Source organism: Microbulbifer sp. CNSA002 (genome assembly GCF_047324085.1).
GTDB lineage: Bacteria > Pseudomonadota > Gammaproteobacteria > Pseudomonadales > Cellvibrionaceae > Microbulbifer.
Map to the genome: position 1 here is coordinate 3,807,154 of NZ_CP172449.1, position 15,715 is coordinate 3,822,868.

17 protein-coding genes are annotated in these 15,715 nt (G+C 54.4%); 9 read left to right on the plus strand and 8 right to left on the minus strand.

What is annotated here, in order from left to right:
* The first annotated feature begins 8 nt into the window (after positions 1-8).
* Both ACG1BZ_RS16850 and ACG1BZ_RS16855 read left to right on the plus strand, forming a co-directional pair.
* The gene (locus ACG1BZ_RS16850; RefSeq protein ID WP_413662836.1) at positions 9-1,385 is read left to right on the plus strand and encodes an ATP-binding protein; all 1,377 of its coding nucleotides are present in this window, start codon (positions 9-11) and stop codon (positions 1,383-1,385) included.
* 88 nt (positions 1,386-1,473) lie between these two features.
* On the plus strand, positions 1,474-2,151 hold the full coding sequence (locus ACG1BZ_RS16855; RefSeq protein ID WP_413662837.1) for an SRPBCC family protein: 678 nt from the start codon (positions 1,474-1,476) through the stop codon (positions 2,149-2,151).
* A gap of 67 nt (positions 2,152-2,218) precedes the next feature.
* Here ACG1BZ_RS16855 and rluB read toward each other — a convergent pair whose 3' ends face one another.
* From rluB to ACG1BZ_RS16885, 6 genes are all read right to left on the minus strand, one after another.
* Positions 2,219-3,085: a 23S rRNA pseudouridine(2605) synthase RluB gene (gene rluB / locus ACG1BZ_RS16860; RefSeq protein ID WP_413662838.1), complete on the minus strand. Its 867-nt coding sequence runs from the start codon at positions 3,083-3,085 to the stop codon at positions 2,219-2,221.
* The gene (gene scpB, locus ACG1BZ_RS16865; RefSeq protein WP_413662839.1) at positions 3,082-4,203 is read right to left on the minus strand and encodes an SMC-Scp complex subunit ScpB; all 1,122 of its coding nucleotides are present in this window, start codon (positions 4,201-4,203) and stop codon (positions 3,082-3,084) included. Before scpB ends, rluB begins: the two co-directional genes overlap by 4 nt.
* A gap of 10 nt (positions 4,204-4,213) precedes the next feature.
* Entirely contained in the window at positions 4,214-5,236 is a 1,023-nt protein-coding gene (locus ACG1BZ_RS16870) for a segregation and condensation protein A (RefSeq protein WP_413662840.1), read from the minus strand.
* 53 nt (positions 5,237-5,289) lie between these two features.
* Positions 5,290-5,913, minus strand: coding sequence for an L-threonylcarbamoyladenylate synthase (locus ACG1BZ_RS16875; protein WP_282933701.1), 624 nt, complete (start codon positions 5,911-5,913; stop codon positions 5,290-5,292).
* A gap of 92 nt (positions 5,914-6,005) precedes the next feature.
* Positions 6,006-6,962, minus strand: coding sequence for a PHP domain-containing protein (locus ACG1BZ_RS16880; protein WP_413662841.1), 957 nt, complete (start codon positions 6,960-6,962; stop codon positions 6,006-6,008).
* Positions 6,963-7,037: 75 nt separating this feature from the next.
* Positions 7,038-7,181, minus strand: coding sequence for a hypothetical protein (locus ACG1BZ_RS16885; protein WP_413662842.1), 144 nt, complete (start codon positions 7,179-7,181; stop codon positions 7,038-7,040).
* Here ACG1BZ_RS16885 and ACG1BZ_RS16890 point away from each other — a divergent pair.
* The 7 genes from ACG1BZ_RS16890 (at position 7,159) to rlmB (ending at position 12,080) form a co-directional block, all read left to right on the plus strand.
* Positions 7,159-7,878, plus strand: a complete 720-nt coding sequence (locus tag ACG1BZ_RS16890) for a VC0807 family protein (protein WP_282933704.1) — start codon at positions 7,159-7,161, stop codon at positions 7,876-7,878. The genes ACG1BZ_RS16885 and ACG1BZ_RS16890 overlap by 23 nt on opposite strands.
* A 34-nt stretch (positions 7,879-7,912) precedes the next feature.
* Positions 7,913-8,212 carry a YciI family protein gene (locus ACG1BZ_RS16895; RefSeq protein WP_108734042.1) on the plus strand — a complete coding sequence of 100 codons (300 nt, stop codon included), beginning with the start codon at positions 7,913-7,915 and terminating at the stop codon, positions 8,210-8,212.
* Between the two features lie 30 nt (positions 8,213-8,242).
* The gene (locus tag ACG1BZ_RS16900) at positions 8,243-8,923 is read left to right on the plus strand and encodes a TIGR04211 family SH3 domain-containing protein (protein ID WP_413662843.1); all 681 of its coding nucleotides are present in this window, start codon (positions 8,243-8,245) and stop codon (positions 8,921-8,923) included.
* A gap of 153 nt (positions 8,924-9,076) precedes the next feature.
* Complete coding sequence (locus ACG1BZ_RS16905) at positions 9,077-9,670, plus strand: peptidylprolyl isomerase (RefSeq protein WP_413662844.1); 594 nt, start codon at positions 9,077-9,079, stop codon at positions 9,668-9,670.
* A gap of 3 nt (positions 9,671-9,673) precedes the next feature.
* Positions 9,674-10,432: a pyridoxine 5'-phosphate synthase gene (locus ACG1BZ_RS16910; protein WP_413662845.1), complete on the plus strand. Its 759-nt coding sequence runs from the start codon at positions 9,674-9,676 to the stop codon at positions 10,430-10,432.
* A complete protein-coding gene (locus ACG1BZ_RS16915) occupies positions 10,432-11,301 on the plus strand; it encodes a Rossmann-like and DUF2520 domain-containing protein (RefSeq protein WP_413662846.1) in 870 nt (289 codons plus the stop codon). The genes ACG1BZ_RS16910 and ACG1BZ_RS16915 overlap by 1 nt, the downstream gene beginning before the upstream one ends.
* Positions 11,298-12,080, plus strand: coding sequence for a 23S rRNA (guanosine(2251)-2'-O)-methyltransferase RlmB (rlmB, locus tag ACG1BZ_RS16920; protein ID WP_413662847.1), 783 nt, complete (start codon positions 11,298-11,300; stop codon positions 12,078-12,080). Before ACG1BZ_RS16915 ends, rlmB begins: the two co-directional genes overlap by 4 nt.
* A gap of 356 nt (positions 12,081-12,436) precedes the next feature.
* On the opposite strand, the gene guaA is transcribed toward rlmB, so the two are convergent.
* Together guaA and guaB are read right to left on the minus strand one after the other, a co-directional pair.
* Positions 12,437-14,014, minus strand: coding sequence for a glutamine-hydrolyzing GMP synthase (gene guaA / locus ACG1BZ_RS16925; RefSeq protein ID WP_413662848.1), 1,578 nt, complete (start codon positions 14,012-14,014; stop codon positions 12,437-12,439).
* 100 nt (positions 14,015-14,114) lie between these two features.
* A complete protein-coding gene (guaB, locus tag ACG1BZ_RS16930; RefSeq protein WP_282933710.1) occupies positions 14,115-15,602 on the minus strand; it encodes an IMP dehydrogenase in 1,488 nt (495 codons plus the stop codon).
* Positions 15,603-15,715 lie beyond the last annotated feature (113 nt).

Here is a 15,715-nt window from a genome sequence, read left to right on the forward strand (position 1 = left end):
TTTCCACGATGCGCAGTCTCTTCTGGAAAATGTTCTTTGGGGCCTGGATCACCGCCATGGTGATGGTTGTAGCCGCCATTTACATTACCCACTTCGGTGAATTCGGCGATCCCCGACAAGAGGAACGCTGGGAGGGCCCCGCCCTATTTCGCGAGGTCATGCGAAATATGCGAATCGCCCGCCGTCACGGTCCCGAACAATTCCAGCACTGGCTCGAGAAAGCCCCCAAAAAAGTCAAACGGCGGGTTTATGCGGTTGATCAACAAGGCAACGACATCCTCGGTCGCGAAGTGCCATCAAATATGGGCTCGTTGATCGACAGTCTTGATTACCGCAATCGCGAAGCTCACAAACTGGTAAATAACAAGCCCACTGTAGGCTTCTTTCTACCACTGCGCACCGGAGACCCCCTGCGTATCGTCGTCGTTGCTGGGGATAGCAAGGAAGGCCTATTGCTGCGCTTCCTGTGGCGCAACTTTTGGCCGATGTTACTGCTTTCCATGATCGCCTCGGGCCTAGCCTGCTACTGGTTGGCCCGCTACCTGAGCCGCCCTCTTGAACAGTTGCGCGCCGCCACCAAGCGCGTGGCTGCCGGCGAACTGGACTACCGCGTGACTCCATCCCTGAAGTCTCGGAATGATGAACTGACTGACCTGGCCCTGGACTTCGATTCTATGACTGCCCAGCTTCAGGAGTCGATGTCCGAGCAGCGTCGCCTGATCAAGGATGTCTCTCACGAACTGCGCTCGCCATTAGCGCGCCTGCAAGTGGCATTGGCCATCGCCCGCCAAAAGCAAATTAACGGGCTCGATACAGAACTGGATAAAATCGGCAAGGCAGCGGATTACCTGGAAGATATTATTGCCGACGTGCTATCACTTCCTATTAGCAGCCAGGAGCAGCGCCCCCTGGATGACGTAGTGGAAGTAAATGCCCTGATAAGCGCCCTGGCGGAAGACCTCCACAGCGAAGCTGCTGACAAAGACCTATCCTTTGAAATTCGTTCCGAAGGGGAAGAGCTCCTTGTCGCAACCCGGGGCAGCTCCCTGACCGCTGCCCTGGAGAACATCCTGCGCAACGCAATCAAGTACAGTCCCGAGCACGGCCGGGTCAAGGTGTCGATTAAAGAATCCTCAGAATCCTGCACTATCTCAGTCATTGACTCAGGTTCCGGCGTGGCAGATGAGGAATTGGAGGCTATTTTCCGCCCCTTCTATCGCACAGATAGTGCACGCACCCGGGAAAGTGGTGGCTTTGGACTGGGACTCGCTATCGCCCAGCGCACCATCCTACATCACCAGGGAAGCATCAGCGCCAAAAACAGTCGGGATGCGGGCCTGTGTGTTGAGATTAAGCTCCCCCTGCTACATATTGCCGACGATTAAGCATCGCAGCAGCTAATATAAGCATCTCTACCGCCAGAGTTTTCTGGCGGTTGCTTCCTTGCACCCGCAAATAGCAAAGGAACCCGCTATGCGCTGGATTATTTATATTCTTATTGCCTTGGTAATTCTCGTGCTCGCGGGATATTTATTCCCACGCGAAGTCACTGTTCATCGCAGCGTATTTATCAACAAACCGCCACAAGTGGTTTTCCCCTACGTTAATAATTTCCACAAATTCAACGAGTGGTCCCCATGGCGCCATATCGACCCCTCGGTACTCTATGAGTACAGCGGTCCCCTGGAAGGCGTCGGCGCCAAAATGAGTTGGCGCGGCGAAAACTCCAAAGCCGGAAGCGGTAGTCAAACTATCTTCGCCAGCAAGCGAGATTCTGTAGTCGCCACCAAGCTGGATTTTGGTGATGGCAGCCAGGCCACGGCAGAATTCCAGCTGGAACCAAAGGATGGCGGCACCCTTCTTACCTGGAACTTCCACAGCGATACCGGCGGTGGTCCCAGAGAACGCTGGATGGGCTTGGCAGTGAAAAAAATGGTGGGAGAGTCTTATGAACAAGGGTTGGAAAAACTTAAAAACCTGGTTGAAACAGCACCGGAAAATAGCACCTCCGACGGAACCTCCACCGATTCAGTTTCAGATATTCCATCCGATGTAGATGATGCAATGGGTGATGGCCCTCAGGGTGTCCCCAGTGAACTGCGAGACCAGAATGAAGAGGAAGCAGGAGAAACACCGGAAAACCAGCAGTAACACTCAGCAATTAAGAGTAGCGATTACTGAAATACAAAAAAGCCCGCAATTTGCGGGCTTTTTCTGTTTAAACCGACTTCGGTCGATTGCGTCGCGCGGCTGGCGCCGGTGACTTGCGCAACTTCCTGCGCTGGCGCTCCAGGTTTTGTTTCTCACCCTGGGTCAATGGGCGCTGGCCCAGTTTCGGCATTCCCGCCGTTACGCAGAGGTCATCGATCTCGCGGGGCTCCATCTCAATCCACTGCCCGACGCGCACATGGGAGGGAATAAAGACGCTGCCGTAGCGCACACGCTTCAAGCGGCTAACTCTAACTCCCTGGGACTCCCACAGACGACGCACCTCGCGGTTGCGGCCCTCCATCACTACGCAGTAGAACCAGCGGTTTTTACCTTCACCACCACTCTCTACGATGTCGGTAAAGCGCGCCGACCCATCATCCAACAACACGCCCTTGAGCAGACGCCGCCTCATTTCCTCATCCACATCACCCTGGATTCGAACCAAGTATTCGCGGTCGATTACCGAGGAGGGATGCATTAATTTATTGGCCAGCTCTCCGCTATTGGTAAACAGCAGCAAACCACTGGTATTGAAATCCAGGCGCCCAACAGAAATCCAGCGGCCGGTTTTCAGTCTCGGCAGGCGATCGTAGACCGTCGGGCGGCCTTCCGGGTCGTGGCGGGAGCATATTTCTCCAACCGGTTTGTTGTAGAGTATTACCCGGCAGCGATTCTGCTCTGCCGAAGGCAGCCGGCTACCATCAAACTCGATAAGATCCGCGTCAGTTACGCGCTCGCCAAGCTCCGCCACTTTTCCATTTACGGTTACGCGGCCCGCATCAATTGCGCGCTCCATTTCACGGCGCGAACCGAGGCCGGTGCGCGCTAATACTTTCTGTAATTTCTCGCCTGCTGGCGGGGTACCATCACTCATGGGGTGGTGCTTTCCACTTGTACTACTTCTTTGGAATCTTCATCGACATCAGCATTTGCCTCCACCGACTCCTCGGCGACCTCTTCAGCTGTGTCGTCTTCGGCAAACATACTGCTGGGTGGTAACGTTGCCGTTAGAGAGTTCTCGCTCTCTTCTTCTGCTTGCAGCGATTCAGCGCTGCTTCCCTCATCACTGTGAAGTTCACTCTCTTCACTTAGATCAACATTTACATCCAACTCCGAATTACCTTCAGAGTCTTCCTGCTCCATTTCCCACTGGATCTCTGCTGCCGCAGTTTCCACTGGGTCTTCCTCTGCATCCGTCTCGGCGGGCGCTACTTCGCGGTCTACTTCGGACTCGGACTCGGCGCCTGATGCTTCAGCAGCAACTTCCTCAGCCAAAGCTTCTACCAGGGCATCGTCTATATCTTCATGTTCGGCCGCAGTGGCTTCAGTAGAGGGTTCTGCCTCGGAGCCTCGCTCTGACTCAGAGTCTTCCGAAGCACTATTGTCCACCTCGGACTCCCCCTCCTCGGGAACCGGCTCTGGAGGCAAACCTTCCTGTTCCAGAATCTGGTTCAGACTCTCGATATCGCGGATCTCCGCCAGAGTCGGCAAATCATCCAGGGTGCTCAAATTAAAATAATCGAGAAACTCCCGGGTTGTTGCGTAGAGAGACGGCTTACCGGGCACATCCCGCTGCCCCACAACTTTAATCCAACCGCGCTCCAGCAGGGTTTTAACAATATGCGAGCTCACCGCAACGCCGCGGATATCCTCGATATCACCACGGGTTACCGGCTGTCGATAAGCGATAATGGCGAGGGTCTCCAAGGTTGCACGGGAATACCGTTGCGCCTTTTCCTCCCACAGCCGATTCACCCATGGAGCCAGGTCTTCCGGCACTTGAAAACGCCAACCACTCGCGACTTTCTTCAGTTCAAACCCTCGGTCAGCACAACTCTGGGCGATTTCTTCAAGCACATCTCTCAGGGTAGTCTTGGAGGGTTGCTCTTCCTCGTCCAGCAAAGACAACAGTTTTTCTTCACTGAGAGGCTGGCCCGCGGCCAACAGGGCGCCTTCGACGATTTTGCGCAGTAATTCGGGGGCGATTGTCATCTTCTATTTTCTAACTCGAATACATTTCCGACGCTTTATCCAAGGCCTCTACAGCGTCCTCTGGATCTTCAACCTCTTCGAGAATCTGGTCCTCAGGCTCGCTGTCAGCACCGTCTTCGCTTTCACTGCTGTGGGTAGCAGCGCGAGCGCGCACGTGGATCGGGCCAAAAGCTTCATTCTGCACCAGCTCCACCAGTGACTCTTTTACCAGCTCCATCACTGCCAGGAAGGTCACTACGACACCGAGGCGACCCTCCTCAACGGTAAACAGGCTTACAAAGGGCACAAACTGGCCGTGGCGGATCTTATCCAGCACCTGGGTCATACGCTCGCGGGTGGACAACTTCTCCCGCTCAACCTGGTGGCTCTCAAACATATCCGCACGCCGCAGCACATCAGCCAGGGCGACCAGGACTTCTTTCAAGTCAATTTCAGGGTCGGGGCGTGTGATACTGCGATCGGGAGCCTCTGCATTGGCCTGATGGACATCCCGGCCAACACGGGGGATTTCATCGAGATCCTCAGCCGCAGTTTTGAAACGCTCATACTCCTGCAAACGGCGAATCAGAGCCGCCCGGGGGTCCTCGCCTTCTTCCTCCTCCGCTTCAGGCGGTCGCGGCAACAACATCCGCGACTTTATTTCCGCCAACATAGCGGCCATTACCAGATACTCGGCGGCCAAGTCAAAGCGAATTGCCGTCATCATCTCCACATACGCCATATATTGATGGGTAATGTCGGAGACGTTGATCTCGAGAATATCCAGGTTTTGGCGGCGAATCAGGTATAGCAGGAGATCCAGAGGCCCCTCGAAAGCCTCCAGAACAACTTCCAAAGCATCTGGTGGAATAAAGAGATCCTGCGGGAGGTCGTTAAAGATTTCGCCCTGCACCAAAGCCAGGGGGGAATCCTCATCCGAGTCCTGGCCCTGCGATTCTGCATCGCCAGCCTGGGCAGGAGCTTCATCATCGCTCGCCGCAACCTCGGCCAGCACTTGCTCCTCGACCTCTGCTAGTAACTCATCACTGGACACCCTGCCCCACCCTCAATCGTGCAAACGCGCGATTATACACGGCGCCGCAGCTTTCAGCCGAGTATTTCGTCAGTTGCCCCACATCCCTGACGAATCAGTTGGGGCTCATCACCCGTCAGGTCGATCACGGTGGTGGGCTCCAACCCGCAGAAACCGCCATCGATAACCAACTCCACCTGGTGCTCCAGGGTATCGCGGATATCGTAAGGTTCGGTTAGGGGTTGTTCTTCGCCGGGCATAATCAGGCTACAGCTCATCAACGGCTCACCCAATTCTTCAATCAGGGCCAGGGCGATGGGATTATCCGGCACGCGAATACCGATGGTCTTGCGCTTCGGATGAATTAACCTGCGCGGCACTTCGGCGGTCGCCGGCATAATAAAGGTATAGGAACCCGGCGTATGATTCTTTAACAGCCTAAACATCTGGTTGTCGACCTTGGCATAGGTCGCCAGCTCCGATAGGTCTCGGCACATCAATGTGAAGTTGTGCTGCTTGTCCAGCTGGCGCACTCCTCGAATGCGCTCAACCGCCAGCTTCTCTCCCAGTCGACAGCCTATGGCGTAAGCTGAATCGGTGGGAAAAACAATAACGCCCCCTTGGGCGACGATCTCTGCTGCCTGAGTGATCAGGCGGCCTTGAGGATTATCCGGATGAATCTGAAAAAACTGCGCCACAAAGCCCCCCAAAAGCCTTACCGATTGAAAATACCTCACTGCCATCCACCAGGCTTAAAGCCGGACGATGGCCCCCAATTCACAAGCCAGAATTAGGGCAGCGAAACGTGACCCCGCTGTTCCCGGTGCAGAGTGTGCCACAGATTCCACACCGGCTCGACGTCTGCGGGCAACCTGACACAACCCAATTCACGCCAGGGCTGCTCCGGCTGGTGAAAATCACTGCCAAGAGAGCAGTATGGCATCGATTTGCCCGCCGCTTCCGCGGCCGAGAGTAACAATTTTTTTAACTCTCGGGTCTGTGTCGGGTTTTGCCGACCGCACAGCAGCTCCACCGCATCCCCATTTTTTTCAAGAAAAGCTCCCAGCAGTCGCAATAACTGGGTGCGGGTCAATCCGTACTTAAGCGGGTGGGCCAATACCGCACAACCGCCGGCACTGTGAATAGTAGCGATGGTCTCACCCAACTGGGGCCACTCAACTTTCACATCTCCTACTTTGCCAGCCCCCAGGTAACGCTTAAACGCCTTACCGGTATCATCTATATGCCCAGCTTCCACCAGCCATCGTGCAAAATGGGGTCTACCCAGTACCGAGTCGCCCGCCAGGGCGCGCCCACCCTCCAAGGCACCGCTAAAGCCACGCTTTTCCAGCTTTTCCGCGATACGCTCTGCCCGCTCCTCGCGCAACTGCTCACGCAGCTGAATGGCTTCTTGCAGAGGCCCCGATTCGGGATTGATGTTCAGACCTACAATATGTACGGGTCTACGCCCCCAAAGACTGGAGAACTCAATCCCCGCCACCACATCTACGCCCAAACAGTCACCTTCCTGTTGAGCCTCAGGCACACCATCCACCGTATCGTGGTCGGTCAGGGCGAGCATCGTCACACCTTGGGATTTCGCTCTCGACACCAGCTGCGCAGGACTTAAAATACCGTCAGACGCGGTACTGTGGCAGTGCAGATCTACCAGGTCTGTATTCAAATCGGCTGAAAGGGTCTTCAACAACAGGCTCTCACTCAGTTCGACGATGAAAAAGATCGCCATATCCGTCTTTTCAGGAACAATCGCCCTATTGCGCTGTCTATGCGGCACTCGGCGTTTTCAGGGATAAGGCCCGAACTAGCAGTCACTCACAGGTGACTCGCCAGGGCCGAAGTCTGACAGTAGTTTTGTCAGCGGGGAAATTGAACGGGCAATCAGCCCTGTCAGTTTCCAGCGGGCATTATCACCGGAATTGAGTATGACCGAAACGAATTCGACCACGACATCTCCCGAGAAGCCTAAAAAGGAAGGGTTTCTCAGCAATATTGCCTTCAATGTCATTATTCCGACATTGATACTGACCAAGCTTTCCGGGGATGACTGGTTGGGCCCAACCTGGGCATTGATAGTGGCCCTGGCCTTCCCGCTGGGCTATGGCCTTCGCGACCTGCTGCGCCTGGGCAAGGTCAATTTCTTCTCAGCCCTCGGGTTTATTGGCATCCTGCTCACTGGCGGCATCAGCTTGCTCAAGCTGGACCCGCAGTATATTGCGATTAAGGAAGCTGCAATCCCTGGCCTACTGGGTGTTGCCACGGCACTATCCGTTTACACCCGCTGGCCGCTGGTCAAAACCCTGCTGTACAACGATCAAATTCTGAATACGACAAAGATCGCCGAGTCATTACAGGCCAATGGTAACCAGCCAGCCTTCGACCGCACTTTGCGCCAGACTTCATGGATCGTTGCCGGGTCATTCTTTTTCTCCTCGGCGCTGAATTACATTCTCGCCAAAATGATCGTCACCAGCCCGCCGGGCACAGAGGCCTACAACACCGAGCTGGGCGAAATGACCGCCTATGGATATCTGGTTATTGCGATCCCATCAACCCTGATTCTGATGGGAGCTCTCTTTTTCCTGTTCTCCCGTATCGGCAAGCTGACCGGGTTGAAGCTGGAAGAAGTGATGGTCGCGCAATAACACCTTAAAAAAACTAACAAGAGCATTCAAAACAATGTGGTACGCAATCATCAGTGAAGATGTTAGCGATAGTCTCCCTTTACGCAAAAAAGCCCGCGCCGGTCATTTGGCCCGACTCAACCTTCTCAAAGATGAAGGTCGTCTCCTGGCTGCCGGCCCAAACCCCAGCATCGACAGCGAAGAGCCCGGTGAAGCCGGCTTTACCGGCAGTCTGGTAATTGCTGAGTTCCCCTCTTTGGAGGAGGCCAAAGCCTGGGCTGACAGTGACCCCTATATCGAAGCAGGCGTCTATGCATCGGTTACAGTCAAGCCCTACAAGCTTGTACTGCCCTGATAAAAACTCTAACTAACAAGCTGCATCACAATGAAGAAATTACTGTCCAGTGTACTCGCTGTAGCGCTGTTGAACTCAGCGCCAGCGGTACTTGCAGCGGAGACCCGCTATATTACCGACCAACTTCACGTGCCCATGCGCTCCGGCAAAGGCAATGAATTCCGGATTCTGCACCGCGGCCTGGCCAGCGGTACCGAACTGGCCCTGCTCGAAGATGCCGCCTCGGACGGCTGGGCAAAAGTGCGCACCCCCAACGGCACTGAGGGCTGGATCAGACGCCAATACCTTGTCAGTGAGCCCGTGGCAAAACTAAAGCTGGCAACCGCAGAAGCCAACCTGGCCCGCTTTGAAAAAATGGAAGGTAATCTGGGGGGAGAAGTTCGCCGGCTGGAGACAGAAAACGGCGAACTGAATAGCGCCCTGACCTCTGCCCAGCAGCAGAGCCAGGAATTGGCCGCCGAACTCAAGAGCCTGAAGTCCCTTTCTGCCGACGCAATTTCGCTCAACGATCGCCATCAAAAGCTTCTGCATCAGTACGAGTTGCTGAAACAGGAAAAAAGCATGGCGGAAGCGGAAATTCAGCGCCTGTCCGGTAGCGATGCCCGCAAATGGCAATTGTATGGTGCCCTATCCGTTGCATTAGGCGCTATTCTGGCGATGATTGCTCCCCATGTGCGCCCGCGCAAACGCAATTCCGAGTGGGCCAACTGATTCCCTCGCTACAACCAAAATCGCTTACTATACGACTGCGGGAATGCTGAGAAGCACCCCGCAGGCAGCGATACCCAAATATTTATCCTTTCTCTTTATCCATACGCTGACACAGTAGCAAACCGATTGACCCCGGACATTCAAAGGACACGGATGATGCGTAAGTTACTCACTTTTCTTTTTTGTACTCTGTTCAGTCTTCCAATATTTGCTCAAAACCCTCAGGTGGAGCTTAAGACCGACTTGGGCATTATTCGCGTCGAGCTGTTCCCCAAGAAAGCTCCTGTCACAGTAGAGAATTTCCTCACCTATACCGATAGCGGCTTCTACGATGGCATTATTTTTCACCGCGTTGTGCCAGGATTTGTCGTCCAGGCTGGAGGCTTCACTTTCGACTTCCAGAAGAAAGAAACTCGCGACGCTATCGCCAATGAATCAGCTAACGGACTGCAAAACCTGCGCGGCACTCTCTCCATGGCACGGACCAACAATCCCGATAGCGCCACGTCTCAGTTTTTTATAAACCTGGTCGATAACACCCGCCTGAATGCCAGCGAGAACAAGCCTGGCTACGCGGTTTTTGGCAAGGTTATCGAGGGTATGGATATCGTAGAAAAAATCGAACGGGAGCCCCGCGGCCTCTATCGCCAACACCCAGAGGCCCCCAACATTCCAATCCGCATACTTTCAGCAAAACGAGTTACCTCCAGCAACAACAGTGTCGCTGAACACAGCAAGGGAGAATAAGCAGTGATAGCTCTCAGTGTAAACCTCAATAAAATCGCCTTAATTCGCAATTCCCGCGAAGGCAACTTTCCCGATGTGGTCGCCCACGGGCGCACTTGCCTCGACGCCGGAGCCCAGGGTCTGACCGTACACCCCCGTCCAGACCAACGACATATTCGCCCCGGCGACGTGCGCGACCTGACAGAACTCTGCGCCAGCCGCAAGAACATAGAGTTCAACGTTGAAGGCAACCCCTTCGCCGCTCCCCTGGGGGACTACCCCGGCCTAATACCACTGGTTTTGGAAACCAAACCGGACCAGTGCACTTTGGTTCCCGACACCAATGATCAGCTCACGTCTGATCACGGCTTTGACCTCAAGCAAGATGGCGATCGATTAGTTCCGATAATTGATCAACTTAGAAATGCCGGAATACGTGTCAGCCTGTTTATGGATCCAGACCTGGACCAGATCAGCCTGGCCAAACAGGTCGGCGCTGACCGTATTGAGCTCTACACAGGCCCCTACGCCGAAGCCGTAACCAAACAGAGCCCAGAGCTGGAAACAATTTTCTCTGCCCACTGTGCCGCCGCCGAGCACGCACATCAGCTGGGGCTGGGAATTAATGCCGGCCATGACCTCAACCTGGTTAACCTACCGCGCTATCGCACATTACCGGGCTTGCAGGAAGTTTCCATTGGCCACGCCTTTACTGTCGATGCTATCGGCATGGGCCTGGAGAATGCCGTTAACGCCTACGTCGACTGCCTCGCTGGTAGCTGATGCAAAGCCTCAATATTATTGGCGCAGGTCGCCTTGGTAAAACCCTGGGGCGGCTGTGGCAGGAGAGCGGTGTATTTGGGGTGCAGTCAATTTATAACCGCAGTCTCGAGAGTGGACAAAATGCCTGTCGATTTATCGGTGCAGGCAATGCTGTCGATTCCCTCTCAGCAATGCCGTCAGCAGACCTATGGCTGATTGGTTGTATCGATAGTGAAATCGCTATATTTGCGCAGAGGCTTGCCGATAGCGGGCTGGTCGATGAGCGCACTATTATATTCCACTGCAGTGGCGCTCTCAGCTCTAAAGAACTAGCCCCCTTGGGACCCGCCCTGGTTGCCAGTGCCCACCCGGTCCACAGTTTTGCCGAACCGGAAACCTCGCTGCAAACATTTGCCAAAACCAGCGTCGCTGTCGAAGGGGATAGTCATGCGGTAGAGGTTATTTCTGCGGCTTTTGCAGCCATTGGCTGTGAAACACTGGCTATTGATCCCCTTAACAAGTCTCTGTACCACGCTGGGTCAGTGATCGCCTCCAACTACCTCACCACCCTAATGGACCTGAGTTTACAGAGCTTTGCAGCCGCCGGCATAGAGCGGGACAGCGCTCTTCGCCTGCTGGCGCCGATTGTTTCACAGACTCTGCAAAACAATTTGACGCTGGGACCAGAGAGGTCGCTGACAGGTCCCATTGCCAGGGGGGATGTGGAAACCGTTGGCGCCCAGGTGGAAAGCCTAGCTTCAGTAGATAGCCAACTGGCACTTTGCTATCGCCATCTGGGCCTCGCCTGTGTAGAGTTGGCGCGGCGCGGCTCGCTCTCACCTGAGAGCGCAGCCAGATTGATCGAACTGCTGAGTGAGCCAACGCGGTGAAAGACTCCTCCGAATACCTGGAAAAAAAAGCCTTCTTCGATAGCCTCCTGACAATTTATGGGCGCAAGCCTGTGCTCGAGGCTCTCGAGGATTTATCTGTACCCGTCCATAAATTACATCTGGCCAGCAGCAACCGGCGCGACCAGCTAATCCAGCGAATGGAAACCCTGGCCGAAGAGCGTCAGATTGAAATTGCTTACTGGGATCGCAAGGGCCTGTCCCGGATTTCGAAGAATTCCCGTCAGGACCAAGGTGTAGCCCTCGACCTGGCCCTGCCGCACTACGGCAGAGCGGAGGACTTTTTACAGAAGGTTGCAGCCCCAGAGCACAAAAACACCTATGAACTTCTGGCCCTGGATGGCATAACCAACCCTCAAAACCTGGGCATGATTATTCGCTCAGCCTGTGCCGGCGGCATTGATGGAGTCATCCTGCCAAAGAAAGGCTGTGCACAGATAGACCCCCTCGTTATCAAAGCCAGCACAGGCACCCTGTTTAAAACCCGGGTTTTGCGCTGTGACAAATTGGCAGCCACCCTGGGGGAGTTCCGCGAAGCGGGGGCTCAGGTTTGCGGGCTGTCATCCCACGCCCGGACGACCCTGAAAGAGGTCTCCAGTAACGTCTCCACAATTTTTGTGCTGGGCAATGAAACCCACGGTGTTAGCGATGCCGTCGCAGCTCAGTGCAATGAACTGGTGCGTATCCCCATGCAAAACGATGTGGAAAGCTTGAATGTGGCGGTCACGGCCGCACTAATTAGCTTCCGTCGAGAAATCTAACTCCGCCCCTGTGGGAGGTGCCCGCCTCCCACTCCCTCAACTTATCCCACGAGTTCAATCCCAATCTAACCAGGATTATCCACTACCCACAGATTCTGTGGATATCTCTGTGACTAACTTAGAGTAGTAGGCCGCAAAGGCCCGCCATTTGGTCTTTGTGACAATATGAAGAAAAAATAAACAACCCGGGAAACGCTCAAAAAATCAACGAGTTAGAGAAAACTTAGCTAAGCGTTTAGCGACAATCCGTACCAATTAAAGATCGAATAGAGAGAAGGGGCCGCTGTGGAAAATGAGACGCGAAGCCCAAAACAAAAAAAGAAAGGGGTGCTAAGCACCCCCTCTCGATTCTGCAGTTACTCCCACTCAATTGTCGCGGGAGGCTTGCTGGAAACGTCGTAGACCACACGAGAGATCTGCTCTATCTCATTGATAATACGGTTGGAGACCTTCTCAATCAGCTCATAGGGGAGATGCGCCCAGCGCGCTGTCATAAAGTCCACAGTCTCTACCGCGCGAAGAGCAACCACGTATTCATATCGACGGCCATCACCGACAACACCCACAGATTTTACCGGAAGGAATACGGCAAAGGCCTGGCTGGTTTTGTGATACCAATCGGCGTTGTGCAGCTCCTCGATAAAGATCGCATCCGCCTCTCTCAGAATATCGGCATATTCCCGCTTTACCTCACCGAGAATCCGCACGCCCAGACCCGGCCCCGGGAAGGGGTGACGGTAAACCATGTCGTAAGGCAGGCCCAGCTCCAGACCGATCTTACGAACCTCGTCTTTGAACAGTTCACGCAGGGGCTCTACCAGCTCAAACTGCATATCCTCCGGTAAGCCGCCCACATTGTGGTGAGACTTAATCACATGTGCCTTGCCGGTTTTTGCGGCGGCAGACTCAATAACGTCTGGGTAAATAGTGCCCTGAGCCAGGAATTTCACGTCCTGTAACTTGGAAGCTTCGCGATCAAAAATTTCAATAAAGGTATTACCAATGATTTTGCGCTTGGCCTCAGGGTCTTTTTCACCTTGGAGGCGCCCAAGGAAATCCTCTTCCGCATCAGAACGGATAACGCGGACGCCCATATTGTCGGCGAACATCTGCATTACCTGGTCGCCTTCGTTTTTACGCAGGAGACCATTATCTACAAATACGCAGGTCAGCTGATCGCCAATAGCCTTGTGCAGCAAAGCGGCTACCACAGAGCTGTCGACACCACCGGATAAACCGAGCAGCACCTTGCCCTCGCCCACCTGATCGCGGACTTTAGCAATAGAGTCTTCAATAATGTTCGCGGGAGTCCAGAGTTTCTCACACCCGCAAATATCAATCACAAAGTGCTCATAAATACGCATGCCTTGCAGGGTATGAGTCACTTCCGGGTGGAACTGTACACCGAAGAAATTCTTCTCAGCGTTGTACATACCGGCAATTGGGCAGGAATCGGTGGAAGCCAGCAGCTCAAAGCCCTCTGGCATCGCCACTACCTTGTCGCCGTGGCTCATCCAAACATCCAGTAGGGAACTGCCATCACCAGCGATATGATCTTTGATATCGCTCAACAGGTTGGATTGGCCTTCAACTTTTACCTGGGCATAGCCAAATTCGCGAATATCGCTGCCCTGTACGGTGCCTCCAAGCTGATGAGCCATGGTCTGCATGCCATAGCAAATGCCCAGTACCGGCACGCCCAGGTTATAAACCGCTTCCGGCGCGCGCGGGGAGCCCTCTTCCGGTACCGACTCGGGGCCGCCGGCGAGAATAATGCCCTTGGGCTGATACTCACGAATTTCCTCTTCGGTCATATCGAAAGCGCGAATTTCAGAAAATACGCCCAGCTCGCGGACACGGCGGGCAATCAATTGTGTGTACTGGGACCCGAAGTCGAGAATGAGTATTCGGCTGGAATGGATATCTTGGCTCATGACTTACTCGATAACTGGATTAAATAACGGCAAACGGACCTTAAAGGTCCGTTTGCTGCTTGTTCCGTCTAAATTTTTTCACCTGGAGAAGGTCGAAGGCTTAGCGTCGGCCCACCGGGTAGTTGGGGGCTTCTTTGGTAATTTGAACGTCGTGGACATGGGACTCACCCATACCCGCTGCCGTGACCCGTACAAACTCAGGACGAGTGCGCATGGTCTCAATATCGACACTGCCGGTGTAACCCATGGCTGAACGCAAACCACCCATCATCTGGTGAACAATGGCTGACAGCGGGCCTTTATAAGGCACTCGACCTTCGATACCTTCCGGTACCAGTTTTTCAGCGCCCTTGCTCGCATCCTGGAAATAGCGATCGGAAGAACCCTGGGTGCGAGACATAGCACCGAGAGAGCCCATCCCACGATAGGACTTGTAAGTGCGGCCCTGATAGAGCTCAACTTCGCCCGGCGCCTCTTCGGTACCGGCGAACATGGAACCCATCATGACAGATGAGGCGCCGGCAACAATTGCCTTGGAGATATCGCCGGAGTAACGGATACCACCGTCGGCGATCATGGGCACACCAAATTCTTTAAGGGCTGTGGCAACCTCTGCAATTGCCGTCACCTGGGGTACGCCGATACCCGTTACGATACGGGTGGTGCAGATAGAACCGGGGCCAATACCCACTTTAACCGCATCCGCACCGGCCTCAACCAGTGCACGCGCTGCGTCAGCCGTAGCGATGTTGCCACCGATCACATCCACCTGGGGGTGCATTTCCTTAATGCGGCGCACGCGCTCAATCACGTTGCGGGAGTGGCCGTGGGCGGTATCTACTACCAGCACATCAACGCCGGCTTCTACCAATGCGGCTACGCGATCATCGGTGTCCGGGCTGGTGCCCACAGACGCGCCCACACGCAGGCGACCGTCAGAATCCTTACAGGAGTTCGGGTACTGCTCTGCTTTGTTAAAGTCTTTAACAGTGATCAGGCCGCGCAACTCAAAGTTGTCGTTAACCACCAGTACCTTTTCGATACGGTGCTTATGCAGCAGTTCGCGTACTTCGTCGGGGCTCGCATCTTCGTGGGCCGTCACCAGACGCTCTTTCGGCGTCATGATGCTGGCGACACTGACGTCGAGATCAGTTAAGAAGCGAACGTCGCGGCTGGTAACGATACCTACCAAATCGCCACGATCCATTACCGGTACACCGGAAATATTGTGGTGACTGGTCAGCGCGATCAACTCGCGCACAGTGGCATCGGACTCAATAGTAATAGGGTCTTTTACAACACCGGCTTCAAACTTCTTCACCGCGCGAACGGCAAGAGCTTGCTCTTCTATCGACATACTCTTGTGAATAATGCCGATACCCCCTTCCTGGGCCAACGCAATGGCCAGGCGAGCTTCCGTCACTGTATCCATAGCAGCGGACACAATGGGGATGTTCAGGGTAATGTTGCGGGAGAGTTGGGTTTTTAAACTCACATCCTTGGCCGTGACCTCGGAATATCCGGGCACAAGTAGGACGTCGTCAAAAGTGAGGGCTTCGCGCGCGATGCGCAGATTGGATTCAGACATTGTTGACACTCAAACCTCGAATAGGCGGGATTGGGTATCGGCGCGATTATACCTCTACGAGCCCAAAGCGCAAACATCAATTTGCAGAAAAACGGATTTGTACAGTAAAGCTC